We start from the raw sequence: 19,857 nt of genomic DNA on the forward strand, positions 1-19,857 counted from the left end.
GCTGACCTTAGTACGAGAGGACCGGGTTGGACTAGCCTCTAGTGAATCTGTTGTTCCGCCAGGGGCATTGCAGAGTAGCTACGCTGGGAATAGATAAGCGCTGAAAGCATCTAAGTGCGAAACTAGCCACGAGATGAGAGTTCCATATAGGACCGTAGGAGACTACTACGTCGATAGGCTACAGATGTAAAGGTGGCGACACCATAGTCGAGTAGTACTAATCATCCGAGGCTTTCAAAGGCAACATACTGTTGTTTGCTCCTCTAACTAACTTCTTCCAATAATATGTCATTTAAGCTAAAAGCTGAAAGACTGAGGACTAAGGCGAATTGAGATAGCCTTGAGCTTTGGACTTTTACCTTTAGTCTTATATCAAAATATTTAGGTGCCTATATCGGTGGTGTCCACCTCTTCCCATTCCGAACAGAGAAGTTAAGCCCACCAGAGCCGATGGTACTGCGGTAACACGTGGGAGAGTAGGTCGGTGCCAAATCTTAAAAGCCCAAGAGGCGTTTAACAAGGACCCCGTCAGCAACAGCTGATGGGGTTTCTTCGTATATAAAGGTTTCTATGGGCCTGCCTCCCCTGTTGAATAGACCCGGTGGAAGCGGAGATCCTTTTTGGCCTGCCGGAACTTTCCGTTTTCCCTACACCAGCTTATCCCCAAAAAGATCGAAGCGTACGACAGGGCTGAAGCAGCCATGGAATACCAGCATTCATCTCCCTAATATTTAAATAATAAACTTAATATAACTTTTATTTAAAACTGATTACAGCCAATTCTGTTAATTAAGTAAGGTTTGCCATAATATTTGGTTATCTTTGCCTTGATAAATATATAAATACAGATAATGAGTTTTTTTGCAGATAAGAGAAGAGAAGTAATGGTACATATTGAGCAATATATGCTTGATATGATGGATACCTATCTTAAACCAATCGATACCAATTGGCAACCATCTGATTTTTTACCTGATTCTACAAGCGAAAATTTTTATCAAGATATAAGGATATTAAGAGAGAGCGCTAAAGATTTATCGTATGATTTAGTTGCAGTTTTAATTGGCGATACCATTACTGAGGAGGCTTTGCCAACTTATGAATCTTGGTTAGCAATGGTTCAGGGGCCAAGTATGAAAGAGGATGGTGGTTGGATGAAGTGGAACAGGCATTGGACCGCTGAAGAGAACCGTCATGGTGATCTTTTAAATAAATACTTATACCTATCTGGACGTGTAGATATGCGTCAAATGGAGATTTCTACACAGTATTTGATTGCAGATGGATTTGATATAGGTACAGGACATGATCCTTATCGCAACTTTATCTATACCTCATTTCAGGAGATGGCAACTAATATTTCTCATAGAAGAGTAGCTTCGTTGGCTAAAAGAGATGGAGATACATTACTTTCTAAAATGTGCGGTGTGATTGCATCTGACGAAGCTAGACATGCAAAAGCCTACAAGGATTTCATGAATCGTATTTTTGAAGTAGACCCAAATGAAGCTATGATTGCATTTGAGGATATGATGCGTAAAAAGATTGTAATGCCAGCTCATTTTTTACGGGAAGTAGGATTGAAAATTGGTCAAACTTTTGGTCATTTTACTGATGCTGCTCAACGTTTAGGTGTTTATACAGCTGTTGATTATGTAGAGATTATGCAATCATTAATTGAAGACTGGAAAATTGAAGGAATGCAAGACCTTAATGATGCAGGAGAGAAAGCTCGTGATTATATTATGGCGCTTCCATCTCGTTTATTACGCGTTGCAGAAAGAATGAAAAACCCAACAATGGATTATAAGTTTACCTGGATAGCTGGGTAAATTATCATAATGATAGAAAAGTCCCATCTTGATATTTGCAATGCCCCCCTAAAGTGTCTAACTTTTTGGGGGCATTGCATAATTAGGATGGGATTTTTTTGTTTTACATATTTCTGCGGTACTGGCCACCGACTTCGTAAAGTGCTTTACTGATTTGGCCAAGAGAACAAACCTTACAAACTTCCATAAGCTGTTCGAAAATATTATCGCCTGCAATAGCAGATTTTTGAAGTTGTTTTAACAAACTTGCAGAATTATCATCGTTACGATCCTGGAATTTTTTTAATGCGTTAATTTGATATTGTTTTTCTTCTTCAGTAGCTCTAATCACTTCTCCAGGAACAATAGTTGGAGAACCGTTTTTATTTAGGAAAGTATTTACGCCCACAATAGGATATTCACCTGTGTGCTTTAGTGTTTCATAATACAAACTCTCTTCTTGTATTTTACCTCTTTGATACATGGTTTCCATGGCGCCTAAAACTCCTCCACGATCATTAATTCTTTTGAATTCTTGTAAAACCGCATTTTCTACAAGATCTGTTAATTCCTCGATTATGAATGCGCCTTGTAATGGGTTTTCGTTTTTAGCCAATCCTAATTCGCGATTAATAATTAACTGTATTGCCATTGCCCTACGAACCGATTCTTCAGTTGGTGTCGTTATCGCCTCATCGTAAGCGTTGGTATGTAAGGAATTACAGTTGTCATAAATAGCATAGAGTGCTTGCAAGGTTGTTCTAATGTCATTGAAATCAATTTCCTGAGCGTGTAAAGAACGTCCAGATGTTTGAATGTGATACTTCAATTTTTGTGATCGGTCGTTTCCTTTATATTTGTTTTTAATAGCCTTTGCCCAAATTCTGCGTGCTACTCGTCCTATTACCGCATACTCTGGATCTATACCATTAGAGAAAAAGAACGATAAATTTGGTGCAAAGTCATCAATGTGCATGCCTCTACTCAAGTAATATTCTACAAATGTAAATCCGTTACTTAAGGTAAATGCCAATTGTGAAATCGGATTTGCACCAGCCTCAGCAATATGATATCCAGAAATCGATACAGAATAAAAGTTGCGAACTTTTTCATCAATAAAATATTTTTGAATGTCTCCCATCATTCGTAATGCAAACTCAGTAGAAAAAATACAAGTGTTTTGAGCTTGATCTTCTTTTAAAATATCTGCCTGAACAGTTCCTCGGACTGTGCTTATTGCCTTCGCCCTAATTGATGCGTAAATATCAGCAGGTAAAACCTGGTCTCCTGTTACGCCCAAAAGCATTAGGCCTAAACCATCATTGCCTTGGGGTAATACGCCACTATAAGATGGTCTATCTGTATTTTTTGCCTTGTAAATTATATCTATTTTGGTTTTTACTTCATCCTCTAAATTATTCTCAATTATATATTTTTCACATTGCTGATCGATCGCTGCATTCATGAAAAAGCCCAAAAGCATTGGAGCAGGGCCATTTATTGTCATTGATACAGATGTGGAAGCGGCGCAAAGATCGAATCCTGAGTATAGTTTTTTGGCATCATCTAAGGTGGCAATACTTACGCCAGAGTTTCCAATTTTTCCGTAAATATCGGGGCGAAAATGTGGGTCTTCGCCATAAAGCGTAACCGAATCAAACGCGGTAGAAAGACGGTGAGCCGGTTGACCAAGTGAAACATAATGAAAACGTTTATTTGTTCTTTCTGGACCGCCCTCACCAGCAAACATTCTGGTTGGATCTTCGCCATCACGTTTTAGTGGAAATACTCCGGCTGCATAAGGAAACTCACCTGGAAGATTTTCGGTTAATAGCCATCGTAAAATATCTCCCCAATCTTCGTAGCGAGGAAGTGAAACTTTTGGGATGTTTAGTTTTGATAACGACTCGTAAAATAGCGGTTGTTTGATTTCCTTATCACGTACCTTATAAATAAAAAACTCTTCTTTGTAAGCTTTTTTGGTTTCGGGCCATTGGCGAAGCAAACGCTTACATTCACTATCAAGTTGCTCTTCGAAAAAATTATAAGCGTCTTGTAAACCCTCCCCAATTGCCAGCGACTGATTTTCTTGAGCCAAGTTGATTACACCTTTTAGCTGATACATTTTCCTTGCGGTAGCAGACTGCTTATCTACCCATTCATTATAGGTTTGACTAGATTCTGCAATTTCTGCTAGATAACGAATTCTATCTGGTGGAATGATGTAAATCTTTTCAGACTGATTGGAAGTCAATTCCATTTTGGCATGAAAATCTGTACCGGTTTTAGTTTTTATTTGATGCATTAGTGCAACAAATAAATTGTTCATTCCTGGATCGTTGAATTGCGATGCCATTGTTCCGTAAACTGGAATTTCATCGTCTTTGGCATCGAAGATATTATGATTTCGTTTATATTGTTTTCTTACATCACGTAATGCATCCAAAGCGCCTCTTTTATCAAATTTATTAATGGCAACTAGATCAGCAAAATCTAGCATATCGATTTTCTCTAATTGCGTTGCCGCTCCAAATTCGGGTGTCATTACATAAAGTGAAACATCACAATGCTCTGTAATTTCTGTATCTGATTGCCCAATTCCAGAGGTTTCTACAATAATCAAATCGTAACCAGCAGCCTTACAGATATCGATACTTTCCTGAACATTTTTAGATAATGCCAAATTTGCTTGTCTGGTTGCTAAAGAACGCATATAAATCCTTGGATTATTGATTGCGTTCATTCTGATTCTATCGCCGAGTAAGGCGCCACCAGTTTTCCTTTTTGATGGATCAACAGAAATGATAGCCAAGGTTTTATCGGGTACTTCAACTAAAAATCTGCGAACTAATTCATCCACGAGGGAAGATTTACCTGCGCCGCCAGTTCCTGTAATTCCTAAAATTGGTGCGTTGTTATTTTTTGAGAGATTTTTTAATTTATTTACAAATTGTTGTGCGCTTTCAGGATCATTTTCAGCAACTGTAATTGCCCCAGCTATTGCCTTAATATCTTTGTTTGGGATAGTTTGTAGTTCGTCAGTAATGTGGGTTTTGGTAATAAAATCTGTCTGAATCAGCATATCGTTGATCATTCCCTGTAAACCCATTTTTCTACCATCGTCTGGAGAATAGATTTTAGAAATTCCATAATTTTGAAGTTCTTCAATCTCAGTGGGTAAAATTACGCCACCACCACCCGCGAATATTTTGATGTGTCCTGATCCTTTTTCTTGTAAAAGATCATGCATGTATTTGAAATATTCAATATGCCCACCTTGATATGATGTCATTGCAATACCCTGTACATCTTCTTGAATAGCACAATTTACAACTTCATCAACAGAGCGATTATGGCCTAGATGAATAACCTCAGCACCCGAAGATTGAAGAATGCGGCGCATAATGTTTATGGTCGCATCGTGCCCATCAAAAAGTGCGGCTGCAGTTACAAAACGAATTTTATTTTTGGGCTTATATATTTCTATTGGTTGCATATTATAAGATTTTGAGTTTAACAAAATCAAAATCTGTTAAACTTGCTCGAATATTTGGTTCAACAAATGTAGCAAATAGTTATAATTTGAGGCTTTTATAATGGTATTACTACTGTTATAAACTAAAATGCCCCCATAAAGCGTTCAACTTTTGGGGGCATTTCAAAAATAAACTTTACAGTTATTTATCAGTAATCTCTGTTATGGCTTCTCCAACATTACCACTAGGCATTTGAATGTGTAATAATGCAGCTAGGGTTGGCGCAATATCAGTCATATAATGAGTTTTATTTGTGGCTCCCTGTTTAATTCCCCAGCCCATAAATACCAACGGGATGTGCGAATCGTAAGGATTCCAATTTCCATGGGTAGTGCCTGTGTTGCCACCATTGAACCAATTCGGTTGCAATACATAATAAATATCACCACTTCTACGAGCATTATACCCATTGGTGATCATCATTTTTTGAATTTCCTGTAAAGTAGTTTGAGCAATTTTAGAAATATCTACAGCATTTTGGAAACCATCTAATCTTTTTAGGAACTCTACTGAAGCAGATTTAATCACATCGAAACTTACCGTGCCGTTGTCAGTTTTATTGTGATCAAAAATAATTTGGTTGTTCATTGATTTTAAAACTACATTATTTACCTTAAATTTATCATTTAGGAATGCGTTTAACTTATTTGCAATATCTCTGTCGCTTACTACTCCAGCTGGAAGATTATTTTCTTTCATAAAACCTGGTACATGTGCAGCACCATGATCTGCTGTTAAGAAAATAGTATAATTTCCTTTTCCAACTTGTTTATCCAAATAGTTAAAAAACTCTTCAAAATCCTTATCCAAACGCAAATAAGTATCTTCTGCTTCTATTGAGTTCGGACCATAACCATGGCCTACATAATCTGTTGCAGAACAGCTAACAGCTAAGAAATCTGTAATATTATCCTTTCCTAAATCTTCTGAAAGAATCGCCAATTTAGCTAAGTCTAGGGTAATTGTATTTCCATAAGGTGTACTTCTTATGGCATCGAAATTCTTATCGATGTTTTGAGTTAACTGATGTGGAAAAGTACTGGTTTTACCTTCGTAAACTTTTTCATCAGCTGTGCTATTTACGTAAGTATTTAAAGGATATAATGTTTCCCAGTTTTTTGCATAAAATTTATTCGCCAATTTTAGTTTGTTATAATCAGCAACCCATGTCGGTACTTCTTTCATGTAATAGGTACTGGTAATCCAGTTTCCTGTACTTCCTTGATACCAATAAGCGGCATTTGCAGCATGACCAGCAGGTAGAATTGAACCTCTATCTTTTAACGAAATGCCAAGTACCTTACCCTTAAAGTTCGTTGCTAACCTTAATTCATCAGTAATGGTTGTAGTTAGCATATTTTTTGGCGACATATTTCCTTCTGCAGATGGTGTACTTCCAACTGTAGAGACTGTAGAATCTTCAGTGCAATAAACGTTTTTCTTGGTTTCTGGATCGTACCAATCATTACCGATTATCCCATGCACTGCAGGAACAGAGCCCGTATAAATGCAGGTATGACCGCAAGCGGTGTAAGTTGGGGTGTAGGGGATAAAAGTATTTTCTACCGAAAAGCCCTCATGTACAAGTCTCTTAAATCCTCCGTTGGTGTAACGATTGTAGTATCGATATAGATAATCCCAACGCATTTGATCTACAACTAAACCCACTACCAATTTTGGGCGAGCAACTTCGGCTGGGAATACTTTTGTTGCCGCAACAATAGTTTTTTTTGTTTGAGCACTTGTAAAGGATGCGGAAAGGAGAGATAGGGAAAAGAGTAAATAAGATATTTTCTTCATTCTGTTTTTAGTTAAAGGACTAAAGTAACAAATTTTAGATGAAGATATTTTGAAGTTTCTGTAAAGTTTTTATATCGCTTCTGCTACCACAAAAGTGCTACCACCAATGAAAACCAAATCGTTGGGTGAGGCAGATTTCACTGCAGTTTCCTTGGCTTCGATAACTGAATTGTATTTCTCTCCTATTAAATTTAATGGCGACGCTTGCTCCATGAGTTCGGCAGCATCTAGCGCCCTTTCTAAATCTGGTTTGCAGAAATAATAGGTTGCGTTTTTTGGCATTATTGATAAGACTTTAGAAATATCCTTATCCTTTACCATACCGAAAACGATGTGGAGTTTTTCGAATTTTGTTTGATTGATGTTTTTAATCACTTCCGCAATTCCAGCTTCGTTATGTCCTGTATCGCAGATAATTAATGGGTTTTTACCTAGGATTTGCCATCTACCTTGTAATCCAGTTAGCTTTTTGACTTGTTTTAAGCCATTAAAAACATTCTGTACTGAAACCTTAAAATTTGTATTTCCATTTAATACTTCAATGGTTTCTAAAACGGTAAGAATATTTTTATGTTGATAAATGCCGGTTAAATCACTGATCAGATTTTTGTACTTGATTTGATCATTCTCGTAAACTGATAAAGAAAGCTTTGAGTTTTTGATTTTAAAATCCTTGGCTGATAACACATTATCAGCAAAAATAATTGGTGCTTTCATCTCATCAGCTTTGCTGATAAAAACCTGTGCAGATTTTTCTTGTGTCTCGCCAATTACCACAGGAGTTTGCTTTTTAATGATTCCAGCTTTTTCACCAGCAATTTCCTCGATGGTATTGCCGAGCATATTGGTGTGATCCAAACTGATATTTGTGATTACAGAAATTTCTGGTTGAATAATGTTTGTAGAATCTAACCGGCCACCCAAACCTACTTCAATTATTGCAATATCTACCTGATGTTTAGCAAAATGATCAAAAGCTAAAGCGACAGTTACCTCAAAAAATGAGGGTTCTACTTTTTCAATTAAGCTTTGTTGATTTTTTACAAAGGAAACGACTTCAGCTTTACTGATCATTTTTCCGTTAATGCGAATACGTTCGCGGAAATCTTTTAAGTGTGGGGAAGTATATAATCCAGTTTTATAACCTTGTGCTTGCAAAACTGCCGCAAGCATGTGCGAGGTTGAACCTTTACCATTTGTCCCTGCCACATGAATGCTCTTGAATTTATGTTGAGGATTATCCAGGGCTTCGCAAAAGATTATGGTATTAGTTAAATCTTTTTTGAAAGCAGAAGCACCCACACGAGTAAACATTGGAAGTTTACTGTATAAAAAATCGAGTGTTTGGGCGTAATTCAAAACTTTTGAAATGAAGTTTAGAAGATGTTTAGTTAATTTCTTTTGAAATTAAATACCACAACTCCTGTTTGACTATCTTTACCAGTATCAGATTGACTTAAAGTAGAATTCATTACAGCTTCAATACACTTGTTAACCAATGCTGTGTTTGTTGTTGTAGAACCTTTTAATTCCTGTTTGGCGCTAGTAATTCTGCCTGCTTTATTGAAGAAAATTCTAATAGCTATCCTGCCTTCTTCTTGTCCGTCATCTTTTGGTATTACAAGATTTGAAAACTTCCGTAGTTCAATGGGTTTATTCCCGTTTCCTGAACCACCCTCGCCATAATTTGGAGCAAGAGGATCACCATTTACTGAGCCTTGGTTTCCAGGAGTATTCCCAGTTCCATCGCCTTGTCCTTGTCCGGTATTCTTTTTGCCTTTATAGAGTGCATTTTGATTGATGACAGGTTTCGATGGTTTATCTTCGGTAACTGTAGTAGGAGCGGTAGTTGTTGCTTTGGTTGGTTTGGTATTCACGGCAACAGCATCCTCTGTATTTTGTGTTTGAATTTCTTTATCGGTGTTATCGCTAGAAGTTGTTGGTGTCACCTTTTCTTCTGGAGTAACTTTATCAGGTGCTTTTCCATTTGCGTTTGGATCTGCTGATGGCTCTTCGATACTTGTGTAATCATCACCCATTCCTTCTGCAGAGGTTCCATAATTCACAACCATGCCACCCATACCCACTTCTTCAACTGGTTGGAATGATCCAATTACAATAAAAAAGCTAATCAAAAGCAAAACACCCATTATGCCACTTGCTATTGCAATGGCTTTTGGGTAATTGTTTTCTTCATTAGGTATGTTTTGCGCTTTATAGTTCATTATTTCTTTGGCTCTACAGCTACAACAAGTTTTAATTTCAGTTTATTGGCAATATCGTTTACCACAAATCCATCCTGATAAGTTACATTACGAGAAACATATAAAAGAATAGTCATATCGGGAGCTACTTTTTGGTAAGCTGCTAATGTTGGTTCTAACTCTTCTATGGTTACGGGTTTCTTATCAACGGTATATTTTAAATTTTCGTCTATCGTAACCGTAACAGCTTTTTTGGCTGTAGATTGTTGTCCACTAGATGATTGTGGAAGCAGCAATTTTACTACAGTTGGATTTACCACGGCAGATGCCAATAGGAAAAAAAGCATCAGGAAGAACATAATATCGTTCAACGCTGAAGTGTGTACTTCTACCGATCCTTTTGTTCTTTTGCGTAAATTCATTATTTGCCTGGTTCTTCTAGTAAATCAATAAAATCAATCGCATCGGTTTCCATTTTAAGAATGATTTTTTCTACCATAATATTTAAAATGTGGTAAAGTACATAAGCAATGATACCGATAATTAAACCTGTAGCCGATGTAATCATTTTGGTGTATAAACCACCTGAAATGGTTCCAATTTCGATAGCACCTTTAATTGATACCTGATGGAAAATTGTAATTACCCCAACAATTGTACCTACGAAACCAAGCATTGGGGCAATACCCGCAATTATACCAAGAATACTAATGTTTTTTTCGAGTTTCGAAACCTCCAATTTACCAACATTCTCGATAGCACCTTCGATATCTTTAATAGGGCGGCCGATACGCTTTAAACCTTTTTGAAGCATGCGAGACAGGGGAGAATTATTGTTTTTCAATAACGACATTGCGCCATCTAAATTTCCCGATTGGATGTAAGACCTAATCTGCCCCATCAAATTCGACTCATCTTTTGTTGCCTTTTTGATCGTTAAATAGCGCTCAAAAAATATGAATAAAGCTAAGAATGCCAAAAATGCCAATGGTACCATTACCCAGCCACCTTTAAAAAGAAGATCGATGAAACGCAATTCTGGAGCGGGTTGAGTTAGCGCCTGATTAACTGCGTTTGCTGTGTCTTGTAGTGCTTGTGTAGTGTCTTGAATTAATAAAGTTATCATTATGGTTGTGTGTTGTTAACTATTTGTTGTACGTAAAAACCTTTTCCTTTAAGTTTCTTTTGAAGAATGAGTAAATTATCTTCGGCTTCTTTTTGAGTTTTATAAGAACCAATGCTGATGTGTTGCCTTGGTCCATGAATTTTAACAATTTTTGCTTCTATTCCGACTCTTTTTACATCCTTAATATATTTTTCAGCTCCTTTAACTGTTTTATAAGAAGCCCCAATGATATCAAAAGATACTGTGCCGATACTGTTTATAGCTTTAATATCAGTTGTGGTTATAACTGCTTTCTTTGTAGAATCCACAGTTTTTTGTTGAACCTGATTAGCTTTTAAAATGCTATCTGTTTTTGCAGTCGAATCTTGCTTTGCTTTTGCAGTATCTTGGATAACTTTAGGAGAATCTACTATTGCAGCTGGCGGCAGTGTTTCAATTTTAGACTGCTTGTTAAATAACTCTGGTTTTACAAAATATAAAATAACACCAATTAATATAACTATAAAGAGTGCAATAATTATTTTCGGCCAAACTGATTTACCTTCTTCCTCTAATGGCTCATCAACTAAGGGATCGTGCCCAAAGCGGTTAGGGTGTTCTGCGTGTTGTTCCTTAATAAATTCAGGGGCTTCAATAACATGTACACCGTTTTCATCCTCTTCAAGGTCAATATATGTTATTGGGTCTTCCGATTCTGGTGTATGTCCAAAACGATTAGGATGTTCTTCGTGTTGATGCTTAATAGCTTCAGGCACTTCTATTTCTTGATTTATTGAAGTTGAAAGCACTTCCGATTCTGGTGTATGTCCAAAACGATTAGGATGTTCTTCGTGTTGATGCTTAATAAATTCTGGCGCTTCAAAAACTTCTTCTTTGGTTATTTCCGAATGCTTTAGAGTGTTTTTAAAATCGTCCTTTACCTCATCCAATTCTATATTTTCGATAACTGGATGTTTATATTCAGCTTCCTCTGTTTTTTCAATGCGAACTGGAGCAGTTGGCGCCTCAGCTATTTCATCAAAAATATCGTCTTCGTCGGTTTTTAAAGTACCTGGTTTTGGTTCATCAACTACCGTTTCTGGCAATGATGGCAAACCATAAAACTCAGATCCATAATTAATATCCTTACTTGGTTCGAAACTTAAGCCCTCGTGTTCAGTGAAAAATAATCGACCTAAATTTTCCAATTCAGATTCGTTTTCAAGTTCTAGCTTTTGCTTTACTTCATCAACAAATTGAGAAATATAATAAGTCGCACTTTCTGAAGAGATGTTTCTTTTGGTAGAAATAAATTCAGCAAGGCTTTCTTCTTCCTTAACATCGGCAGAAAACTGAAGCGCATAACTTGGTGGTAAAAACGATTGTTTTTCCTTATCGTACCTGCCCGGAAATTTCTTTTTATAGAAAGTGCCCAAGCCGGTAATACCAACTTCTTTGCGTTGCTGCAAGAGTTCTAAAAGGTATGATAAGATATCCATTCCGGTAAAATTAAGCGTTTTTTCTAAACCTACGTAATAATTAATTTAATGCGTCTAAAATGAATAGGTTAGTCCGCCGAAAATATTAAATCCGTTAACTTGGTAATATAAATACCTGCTGTAATTTTTATTTAAGATATTGTTTGCCTTGGCAAAAACTGAGAATTTGTTGTTAATTCTATAATCGGCGCCAAGTCCTAAATCTACAAATCCCTTAACTGTAACGATAGATTCGATAGTTGGATTTGGAATTACGTATTGCAATGGACTAACTGGATTTGCAATATTTACTTTTGCTTTTACATCATCTTGAATAACAACAGCTGCATTAAAACTCAGTTTTTTGTTATAAGTATAAACGAAGTTCGAGCTTACTTTTAATCCCGGTTTAAACCAAGTATAAGTTTCTGATGCTGGTTTCCAATCATCGACATTCAACTTACCAGTCCATTTTAATGCATCACTAACTTGAACAGAAATTTCACCCTCTAAACCCGTTAATTTGGTTTTGCCAAAATCGTAGATTACATCAAACTTATTAAAATCGGTGTAATTGTTAATGAACAAAGGCATATCATCAAACTGCTTTACATAAACACGAGCTTTATAACCAAAACCTGGTCCTCCTGTACCCTTTATACCAGCACTGAAACTTAATTTTTCAACTGTGTTTTTTACTAGAATATTATTGTTTAACCAAGGATTTTCATCTGTGAAGCCCTTTAACGAATTTCGGTTTACATCACCTTTAACCTCTCCAAAAACCTGTAAATAATCTGGAATTAAAGTGAAGTCTGCTGTAATAGCAGGGAAGATTTTCGAACTGCTGTAAGCACCAAATTCCTGAACAAAATTAATTCCTGCGGTAATTTTTGCTCCCTTAACCTGTAAACGGATGTAGGGATTTAAGCGCAACAAGTTATTACCTACACTCGTTAAGGCATCTTTGGTATTTCCGAATTCTGTTGAAGCAGCTAAGCCCAAATTAAGTGAGTTGATGCGTTTGTTTAAATAACCATTAAGGCTAAAGTAATTTTCTTTAGCACTAAACTTATCACTCCAGATGTATCCGTTAGCTTTTAAGGCATAACTCAAAGCATCTTGATCTTCGGTAAAGTTTTTAACCAACTCACCTTCCAATTCTATAAAAGATAAAGCCTGTTTTTCAGGATTAGGATTTAAGGTAGGTTTGTCGTTACCAATCCCGTAGAAATAAGTTCCGTTACGCTCGTAATTAATACGTCCGCTAACGGTATTTTCCTCTAAAATACTACGACCAAAAACGCTTAATTGCTGGTTGCTGCTATTTTGTTTGTTTAGCTTTCCTTCTTGACTGAAATGTTTAAAGTAACCACCAACTTGTAAGCCTTCATCTTTTCCGGTATTAAAATAAGCCTCGCCTAAAAGGGTAGATTGTGAACCAAATGCACCTTTAACATAATTATTAATTAATTCAGTTTCCTTTTCTGCGGCTAATGATTGCGCTTGGAGTTTTTGAATGTCGCTATTTAATTCTAGTTTTCTATCGGTAATGCTGTAATTAAGCTTTGCTTTATAGATTTTAACATCATCCAAATTCGGACTCCTCCTCAACTTTACAGCTTCGGCTAAAATTGGTTTATATGGACGAACAACTTCAATTTCCTCGTTAACAACAGTTTTTTCATCAGGCTTTTTATCCTGCGCCTGAGCAGTCATTAATCCAGCAGCTAAAAAAAACAGTGAACTATATATATATTTAATCGACTTCATAATTCTACTTCTTCTGGTTTAGTTTTTCTAGTTTCTCTTTGGCTGTAGGGATGATATCATCCTTGCCTTCGTAATTATCAATTATACTTAGAAGTGTGCTTTTTGCTTGCAAATTATCTTTTAAGGCAACATAGTTATCAGATAAAAGGATGAATGCTTTCGCAACCCAATAATCATAAGCGGCCATATTATTAACGATTTCAAAGCAGGTTTTTGATGATGTCTTAAAATCGCCCTTACTGTATTCTAATAAAGCCAAATTGTATTTCGCTTCTGCAGCTGCAATGGTTTTAGTGGTAGCAACAACATTTTTAAATTCCTTAACAGCTGTGGTAGTATCACCTTTTAATAAGTAAGCTTTACCAGCAAATAAGCCAGAACTATTTTTTTCTTCTTCCGATGCTTTTTCTGATTCCTTGGTTAATTGCGCATATTTCAACATATCATCAGGCATGTTTAAAGCAGTGTAAGCCTTTAGCAAGTTGTTAATTGCGAAACTGTAGTGCGATTTGTAATCTGTTGTAGTTTCTAATCTTTTTAGATAAACAATGGCTTCGTTATATTTTTTCTGATTAAGAAATAGCGTTGAAATACTAACCAAAGAACGTTCGGTATAATCGCTTGTCCAATCGTTTAAGATAAATTCGTAATCTGGAATAGCTTCATCAGGGCGACCAAGTTTAACCAAAGATTCGGCTCTGATAAACTTTGCCTCTTTTTCGTGATTAGCTTCAGGGAACTTATCAAAATAAGCATTAACTGCCTGAAAAGCACCATTGGCGTCGCCTTTTAAATAAAGATTATTTGCCGCTGAGAAAATGATATTATCTTGTTCGTTTTTGGAGTAATTTCCAAGTGGGGTAGTATTTGCATAAGCAATAAAGCCATTTGCATCGCCTCTGTCTACATAAATGTTTTTTACTGATTCCATTGCCTGTTTAGCCTCATCAGCTGTGGGATAATCGCGGATAACCTTTTTAAACGATTCTAAAGCGGCATCATCCTGATCTTGGTTATATTGAACTAAACCAATGGTAACCAATGCTTTTGGAACATAACTACTGCGTGGATATTTCGCGACCAAATCAACCAAATCAGATTTAGATTTATCGAAATCTCCCTTGTTGAAGTATGTGTAAGCAGTTTCAAAGCCAGCATCATCTGCATAGTTAGAGTTCGGGAAAGCACGAAGTAAACTTTGCATTGTTACTATTTTAGCATCGTATTGGTTTTCCAAACCTTGAATCATCCCTTTTTGGAAAGTGGCATAATCCTCTGAAACAGTTTTTCTGCTGATGATTTTATTGTAGTTAGCCATCGCATCGCCGTAATTCTTGTTTACGAAGTAAGAATCTGCCAAACGAATGGTTGCATCATCAATGGTTTTTTGATCCTTATCATTGCCAGCCAGAAACTTTTCGAAGTAATTGGCTGCTTTGCTGTATTTCTCATCTTCGAAAGCAGCATAAGCTAATGCATAATTTGCAAAGTTGTAAACACCAGTTTTATCAGCATCAGGCATTTGCAAAAACTTCTCGAATGTAGAAACTGCCTCACCGAACTTGCGTAATTCGTACATTGATTCTGCTTTCCAATAAGTACTTAATGCACTAATCTCATTATCCTCAGGATATTTCTCCGAACGTAAGAACATTGCTAAGGCATTCGGAAATGCCCTTTCATTATAAAATTCTAAACCGCGGAAATAAGTTACTTTTTGATATGCTTCCTTAGCTTCTAGTGTTTTGTTTGGAATGGGTTCCAAAATATCTACAGCGGCTTGATAGTTTTTGGTGGTTAGTAAAACCTCGCCCAATAATGTTTTAGCCTCGTTAATTCTAGCAGATTTAGGGAACTGTTTTAAGAAACCCTGAGTAGCTTCCAAAGCCTGCTGATGAAATTCTAGCTCGTAACTTAGCTTTGCGTAATTTAACCAAGCTTCTTCTTGAATTCCTTTATCAAAATCTAAACGAGATGCCCTAAAAAATGCACTTTGCGCTTTTTGCTTATTTCCTAATTGGATAAAAGCCTTTCCAAGCGTGTGCATACCATTTTGTAGGTAAATATCATCTGTGTTGAGTTTTTCTAGAACTGCAACAGATTCCTTATACTTTTTATTTTGAAGTAATGAATAGCCGTATTGATAGATGAAAAGGTTGTTTTTAGTCTCACTTTTATCTTTTGCATAATATTCGGCAAAATATTTTTCGGCATTTTTAAACTCAGATTTTGCAAAGTAGGAAGCCGCAACCAAGCTCAACATTTCTGGTTCAAATTGTTGCTTAGTTTTTTGCATAGCTGGCAATGCATAGCTAATTACATCATCATAACGTTCATCTAAATAATACATCGAAGTGATGTAATACGGATAGCTGGCCTCATAAGTAGGCGAGCCTTTTAATTTTTCGAAGTTTGCTAGTGCTGTTTTATACTCCTTATTTAAATAGTTAATGTAGGCAAAATAGTAGGTAGCGCTTTCCTGAAAATCCCCTTCTTCTTTTTTTACTTTCTCGAATAATGGCTCTGCTTTTTCAAAATCCTTTAACTCGAAATAGGCGTAACCTTGTTTAAACTGGTACTCATTTCTCTGTTTTCCCGATAGGGTAGATGGATCCGTTTTTTCGAACCACTCTAACGCTTTTTTGTAGTTTTTTTGATTGAAATAGGTTTTGCCTACATAAAAGTAAGCCAATTTGGTGTTCGGGTTTAAAGGGTAATCACGAATAAAAGCCTGAAATAAACTTTCTGCATCGCTATTGGTTAGTTCTAAGGCACAAACAGCAGCATAGAATTTAGCATTTTCTTTAAGCAGCGATAATTCTGCGTTGCTTTCAGTTTGGGTAGAGGGTTTATATCGTTGCTGCTCAACAAGTTTAAACTGTTGTGCCGCTGCTGTATATTTTTCTTTGTCTAATAATTCTAAGCCAGTTTGGTAGTTTTTATTGAGGTTTTGCACTGCGCTAACTTGCGCATAGGTGGTAAAACTTCCTGCCAAAAGTAGCGGAATCAGTAAGTATTTTTTCTGCATTGGTTTCAAATATGGTTGGTACTAAATTAGAAATAGTATCAGGGTTTATCAACAGAAGTAATTAACATCTGTTAATAACACAATTAAACGAAGGGATTTTTGGTTTGGTATGATGTAACTAGAAATGTTAAAATTATTGTAAAGATCGATGATGGATAATGGTTGATTGGCCATAGATAATGGTCTGGGATTCTTAAAAGGCTTTTCCAGAATTTTGACTGTTGACTAAAGACTATTGACTACAGACTAACCTTGACTTGCCAATAAATAAAGTACAGCCATTCTTACTGCAACTCCATTTTCAACTTGTTCTAGAATTATTGATTGTTTGCTATCGGCGACATCACTCGTAATCTCCACACCGCGATTGATTGGTCCTGGATGCATTACAATTATCTCTTTATCTAGGTTGTCTAAGATTTGTTTGTTCAACCCATACATCATTGCATATTCTCTAAGAGATGGGAAATATTTAATGTCTTGGCGTTCCAATTGAATACGAAGCATGTTTGCTACATCGCACCAATTCAGTGCTTTAATTAGATTATGCTCAACCTTTACTCCAAGTTGATGGATGTGTTTCGGAATTAATGTTGTGGGGCCACAAACCATCACCTCTGCACCTAAACGTTGTAAGCAAAGTATATTTGATATTGCTACGCGAGAGTGTAAAATGTCACCAACAATAACTACTTTCTTTCCTGTTACTTCACCAAGTTTTTGGCGGATGGAGAAAGCATCGAGCAAGGCTTGTGTTGGATGTTCATGTGCGCCATCGCCAGCATTTACAATTTGTGCTTTTACGTGTTTGCTTAAAAACTGCCCAGCGCCTGCGTATGGATGGCGCATCACCACCATATCAACTTTCATCGATAAGATGTTATTCACCGTATCAATTAAGGTTTCTCCCTTGCTTACGGAAGAGGATGAGGCGGCAAAATTGACCACATCAGCAGAAAGCCTTTTTTCGGCCAGTTCAAAAGAAAGTTTTGTTCGGGTAGAGTTTTCGAAAAAGATATTGGCAATGGTAATATCACGAAGTGAGGGAACCTTTTTGATCGGTCGGTTAATCACTTCTTTAAAATTGTCTGCAGTTTCGAAAATCAATTCGATATCATTCCGGTTAATATCTTTAATGCCTAAAAGATGTCGGGTTGATAGTTTATCTGCTGCCATTTCTTATTTATTGTTTTTATCTGTTGATTCTGATAATAAAATCACTTTATCTTCTGCTCCTTCGCTTGCCCAAGTCACTTTAACCTGCTGTGAATTTAAGCTATCTACTTGATGCCCAATATAATCAGGCTCGATAGGTAAATGTCTACTAAACCTACGATCTATCAAAACCAAAAGCTCAACTTTTTCTGGTCGGCCATAAGCAAGCAATGCATCAAGCGCAGCTCTAATAGTTCTACCTGTCCAAAGTACATCATCAATTAAGATAACTTTTTTGCCCTCAATAATGAAATCGATTGAATTGCTGCTGGCGGTTACCAAGCCATCCTTGCGGCGAAAATCATCTCTAAAAAAAGTAATGTCAAGGTTTCCCTTTAAAATTTTCTTGTTTTTAAGAATGGTTTCAAGCTCTTGATGAATGCGATCGGCCAAAAAAATACCCCGTGGCTGGATGCCTATTAAAACGGTATTTGCGAAATCGTCGTGGTTTTCAATTAACTGATGGCAAAGCCTCTTAATTGTAATCTGAATTTTTTGTCCGTCAAGAAGTGTTTTCTTTTGCATTGAAGAAGGATTGGGCAAATATATAAAAATGTTTCAAGGTAGAAAAGTTGAAAGTGCTTTGTTTTCTTTTTCCTACTTAACAAGCTCTTTTACAAGGTTAAATTGTTTATATATTTTGAAAAGCAAGTTTCTGTGCGCATCGGTTACTAAAGTCCTGCCATTCGCTATAGCCCTTGTAAAAACTCGGGGCTGCCGCTATTGTCAGGTTTAATTAATTCAGTACAAAAGTGTAAATTTACATTCGCTATGGCACAAAAATCAGTAATTTTTTTTGATGGAGTTTGTAATTTATGTAATGCATCTGTACAATTCGCAATCGAGCATGATGTCAAGAATATTTTTATGTTTACAGCTTTACAAGGAGAATATGCCAAGACTATTTTGCCTTACTTTGATGTAGACTTAAATAAGATCAATTCGATTATTTTGGTTCAAGATGATAAACTCTACACCAAATCTTCTGCAGCTTTAAGGATTGCTAAACGCTTAAATGGGATATTGCCCTTACTTTACGGTTTCATCATTGTACCTAAATTTATTAGGGATTGGGTTTATGATATTATTGCCAAAAATCGATATAAGTGGTGGGGTAAGCAAGAAAGTTGTTGGGTGCCCACTCCAGAATTAAAGCAAAAATTTTATCCCTAAATCCTTAAGAGAGGATTTTATATGTAAACACTTAAGATATATTATCTTGATTATTTTGGGGCTTCCAAAGCCAAAGCGTTAAAATAAAAAGTGGTATGGTAATGCTTAAAGCAATTACAATAAATATGCTGCGTTGTTTAACAATATCGGCCTCATCAGTTATAAAAATATTGATAGTTTCCCATAAGGCAAATAGTGTAATTAAGGTACAAACGACGGCAAATACTTTACGCATATTTTAATTTTAAACAAAGATTGCATTAATTTTTAAAAAACGGCCTTACTAGGTTGTAGATAATAAAAAAAAGTCAGTTGGATTTCTCCATACTGACTTAAATTTAACCAAATAAACAAAATTATTCTGCCGTTTTAACTGGCTCTAAATCTTTTAATTCCTCTGTAGAAAACAAGCGATAATGAATTTTAAAGGTTTTTTGTAATGGGGTTTCTAAGGAAAATCCTCCAACTCCGAAACCGTCCAAAACATCAAGCGTAAAATGGGAGAATTTCCAATATTCATAAAGATCTCGATCTACCCAAAATTCGCAATTTTCTACTTCACCTAAACAAACATCACGCATTCGAAGATAATAGCCTCCCTTTTCGAAACATTGTGGTTGAGTGCCCTCACAACATCCACCAGCTTGGTAAAACATCAATTCGCCGTGTTTTTCTTTTAAGATGTTGATTAATTTCTTGGCTTCATCTGTGCTATCAATTCTCTTTATCATCAT

At 36.3% G+C, this 19,857-nt stretch carries 15 protein-coding genes and 2 rRNA genes; 4 read left to right on the plus strand and 13 right to left on the minus strand.

Features of this window, described 5'->3' with window-relative positions; genetic code table 11:
- The 3 genes from EZ449_RS17105 to EZ449_RS17115 all read left to right on the plus strand — a co-directional run.
- Positions 1-241 (plus strand): 23S ribosomal RNA (locus tag EZ449_RS17105); the annotation flags it as partial.
- A gap of 140 nt (positions 242-381) precedes the next feature.
- Positions 382-493, plus strand: a 5S ribosomal RNA gene (gene rrf / locus EZ449_RS17110).
- 358 nt (positions 494-851) lie between these two features.
- Entirely contained in the window at positions 852-1,832 is a 981-nt protein-coding gene (locus tag EZ449_RS17115; protein WP_131561117.1) for an acyl-ACP desaturase, read from the plus strand.
- A gap of 103 nt (positions 1,833-1,935) precedes the next feature.
- Here the strand turns inward: EZ449_RS17115 and EZ449_RS17120 are convergent, their stop codons facing one another.
- The 11 genes from EZ449_RS17120 to pyrR form a co-directional block, all read right to left on the minus strand.
- Positions 1,936-5,307, minus strand: coding sequence for a methylmalonyl-CoA mutase family protein (locus EZ449_RS17120; RefSeq protein ID WP_131561119.1), 3,372 nt, complete (start codon positions 5,305-5,307; stop codon positions 1,936-1,938).
- 181 nt (positions 5,308-5,488) lie between these two features.
- Positions 5,489-7,147 carry an alkaline phosphatase PafA gene (gene pafA / locus EZ449_RS17125; protein ID WP_131561121.1) on the minus strand — a complete coding sequence of 553 codons (1,659 nt, stop codon included), beginning with the start codon at positions 7,145-7,147 and terminating at the stop codon, positions 5,489-5,491.
- 69 nt (positions 7,148-7,216) lie between these two features.
- Positions 7,217-8,506, minus strand: a complete 1,290-nt coding sequence (locus tag EZ449_RS17130; protein WP_225872354.1) for a bifunctional folylpolyglutamate synthase/dihydrofolate synthase — start codon at positions 8,504-8,506, stop codon at positions 7,217-7,219.
- 32 nt (positions 8,507-8,538) lie between these two features.
- Positions 8,539-9,372: an energy transducer TonB gene (locus EZ449_RS17135; protein ID WP_131561123.1), complete on the minus strand. Its 834-nt coding sequence runs from the start codon at positions 9,370-9,372 to the stop codon at positions 8,539-8,541.
- Positions 9,372-9,773, minus strand: a complete 402-nt coding sequence (locus tag EZ449_RS17140) for an ExbD/TolR family protein (RefSeq protein ID WP_131561125.1) — start codon at positions 9,771-9,773, stop codon at positions 9,372-9,374. The genes EZ449_RS17135 and EZ449_RS17140 overlap by 1 nt, the downstream gene beginning before the upstream one ends.
- Complete coding sequence (locus EZ449_RS17145) at positions 9,773-10,477, minus strand: MotA/TolQ/ExbB proton channel family protein (RefSeq protein WP_131561128.1); 705 nt, start codon at positions 10,475-10,477, stop codon at positions 9,773-9,775. Before EZ449_RS17145 ends, EZ449_RS17140 begins: the two co-directional genes overlap by 1 nt.
- Entirely contained in the window at positions 10,477-11,955 is a 1,479-nt protein-coding gene (locus tag EZ449_RS17150) for an HU domain-containing protein (RefSeq protein ID WP_131561130.1), read from the minus strand. The genes EZ449_RS17145 and EZ449_RS17150 overlap by 1 nt, the downstream gene beginning before the upstream one ends.
- Positions 11,956-12,009: 54 nt before the next feature.
- The gene (locus tag EZ449_RS17155; RefSeq protein WP_131561132.1) at positions 12,010-13,707 is read right to left on the minus strand and encodes a porin family protein; all 1,698 of its coding nucleotides are present in this window, start codon (positions 13,705-13,707) and stop codon (positions 12,010-12,012) included.
- A gap of 4 nt (positions 13,708-13,711) precedes the next feature.
- A complete protein-coding gene (locus tag EZ449_RS17160) occupies positions 13,712-16,735 on the minus strand; it encodes a tetratricopeptide repeat protein (RefSeq protein ID WP_131561134.1) in 3,024 nt (1,007 codons plus the stop codon).
- Between the two features lie 246 nt (positions 16,736-16,981).
- Positions 16,982-17,911: an aspartate carbamoyltransferase catalytic subunit gene (locus EZ449_RS17165; RefSeq protein ID WP_131561136.1), complete on the minus strand. Its 930-nt coding sequence runs from the start codon at positions 17,909-17,911 to the stop codon at positions 16,982-16,984.
- A 3-nt stretch (positions 17,912-17,914) separates the two neighbouring features.
- On the minus strand, positions 17,915-18,475 hold the full coding sequence (pyrR, locus tag EZ449_RS17170; RefSeq protein ID WP_131561138.1) for a bifunctional pyr operon transcriptional regulator/uracil phosphoribosyltransferase PyrR: 561 nt from the start codon (positions 18,473-18,475) through the stop codon (positions 17,915-17,917).
- A gap of 246 nt (positions 18,476-18,721) precedes the next feature.
- Here pyrR and EZ449_RS17175 point away from each other — a divergent pair, with 246 nt between their 5' ends.
- A complete protein-coding gene (locus tag EZ449_RS17175) occupies positions 18,722-19,123 on the plus strand; it encodes a thiol-disulfide oxidoreductase DCC family protein (RefSeq protein ID WP_131561140.1) in 402 nt (133 codons plus the stop codon).
- Between the two features lie 31 nt (positions 19,124-19,154).
- Here the strand turns inward: EZ449_RS17175 and EZ449_RS17180 are convergent, their stop codons facing one another.
- Positions 19,155-19,358 (minus strand): hypothetical protein, encoded by a 204-nt coding sequence (locus EZ449_RS17180; protein ID WP_131561142.1) that lies wholly within the window; start codon positions 19,356-19,358, stop codon positions 19,155-19,157.
- A 121-nt stretch (positions 19,359-19,479) separates the two neighbouring features.
- The gene (locus EZ449_RS17185; RefSeq protein ID WP_225872355.1) at positions 19,480-19,857 is read right to left on the minus strand and encodes a DUF779 domain-containing protein; all 378 of its coding nucleotides are present in this window, start codon (positions 19,855-19,857) and stop codon (positions 19,480-19,482) included.

The organism is Pedobacter frigidisoli, from assembly GCF_004331675.1.
Taxonomy (GTDB): Bacteria; Bacteroidota; Bacteroidia; order Sphingobacteriales; family Sphingobacteriaceae; genus Pedobacter; species Pedobacter frigidisoli.

What these genes read in the sequence shown, in the direction of transcription:
- EZ449_RS17115 (WP_131561117.1), top strand. Translation starts at nt 852, where the DNA reads ATGAGTTTTTTTGCAGATAAGAGAAGAGAAGTAATGGTACATATTGAG.
- EZ449_RS17120 (WP_131561119.1), bottom strand. Translation starts at nt 5,307, where the DNA reads ATGCAACCAATAGAAATATATAAGCCCAAAAATAAAATTCGTTTTGTA.
- pafA (WP_131561121.1), bottom strand. Translation starts at nt 7,147, where the DNA reads ATGAAGAAAATATCTTATTTACTCTTTTCCCTATCTCTCCTTTCCGCA.
- EZ449_RS17135 (WP_131561123.1), bottom strand. Translation starts at nt 9,372, where the DNA reads ATGAACTATAAAGCGCAAAACATACCTAATGAAGAAAACAATTACCCA.
- EZ449_RS17140 (WP_131561125.1), bottom strand. Translation starts at nt 9,773, where the DNA reads ATGAATTTACGCAAAAGAACAAAAGGATCGGTAGAAGTACACACTTCA.
- EZ449_RS17145 (WP_131561128.1), bottom strand. Translation starts at nt 10,477, where the DNA reads ATGATAACTTTATTAATTCAAGACACTACACAAGCACTACAAGACACA.
- EZ449_RS17150 (WP_131561130.1), bottom strand. Translation starts at nt 11,955, where the DNA reads ATGGATATCTTATCATACCTTTTAGAACTCTTGCAGCAACGCAAAGAA.
- EZ449_RS17155 (WP_131561132.1), bottom strand. Translation starts at nt 13,707, where the DNA reads ATGAAGTCGATTAAATATATATATAGTTCACTGTTTTTTTTAGCTGCT.
- EZ449_RS17160 (WP_131561134.1), bottom strand. Translation starts at nt 16,735, where the DNA reads ATGCAGAAAAAATACTTACTGATTCCGCTACTTTTGGCAGGAAGTTTT.
- EZ449_RS17165 (WP_131561136.1), bottom strand. Translation starts at nt 17,911, where the DNA reads ATGGCAGCAGATAAACTATCAACCCGACATCTTTTAGGCATTAAAGAT.
- pyrR (WP_131561138.1), bottom strand. Translation starts at nt 18,475, where the DNA reads ATGCAAAAGAAAACACTTCTTGACGGACAAAAAATTCAGATTACAATT.
- EZ449_RS17175 (WP_131561140.1), top strand. Translation starts at nt 18,722, where the DNA reads ATGGCACAAAAATCAGTAATTTTTTTTGATGGAGTTTGTAATTTATGT.
- EZ449_RS17180 (WP_131561142.1), bottom strand. Translation starts at nt 19,358, where the DNA reads ATGCGTAAAGTATTTGCCGTCGTTTGTACCTTAATTACACTATTTGCC.
- EZ449_RS17185 (WP_225872355.1), bottom strand. Translation starts at nt 19,857, where the DNA reads ATGATGATAAAGAGAATTGATAGCACAGATGAAGCCAAGAAATTAATC.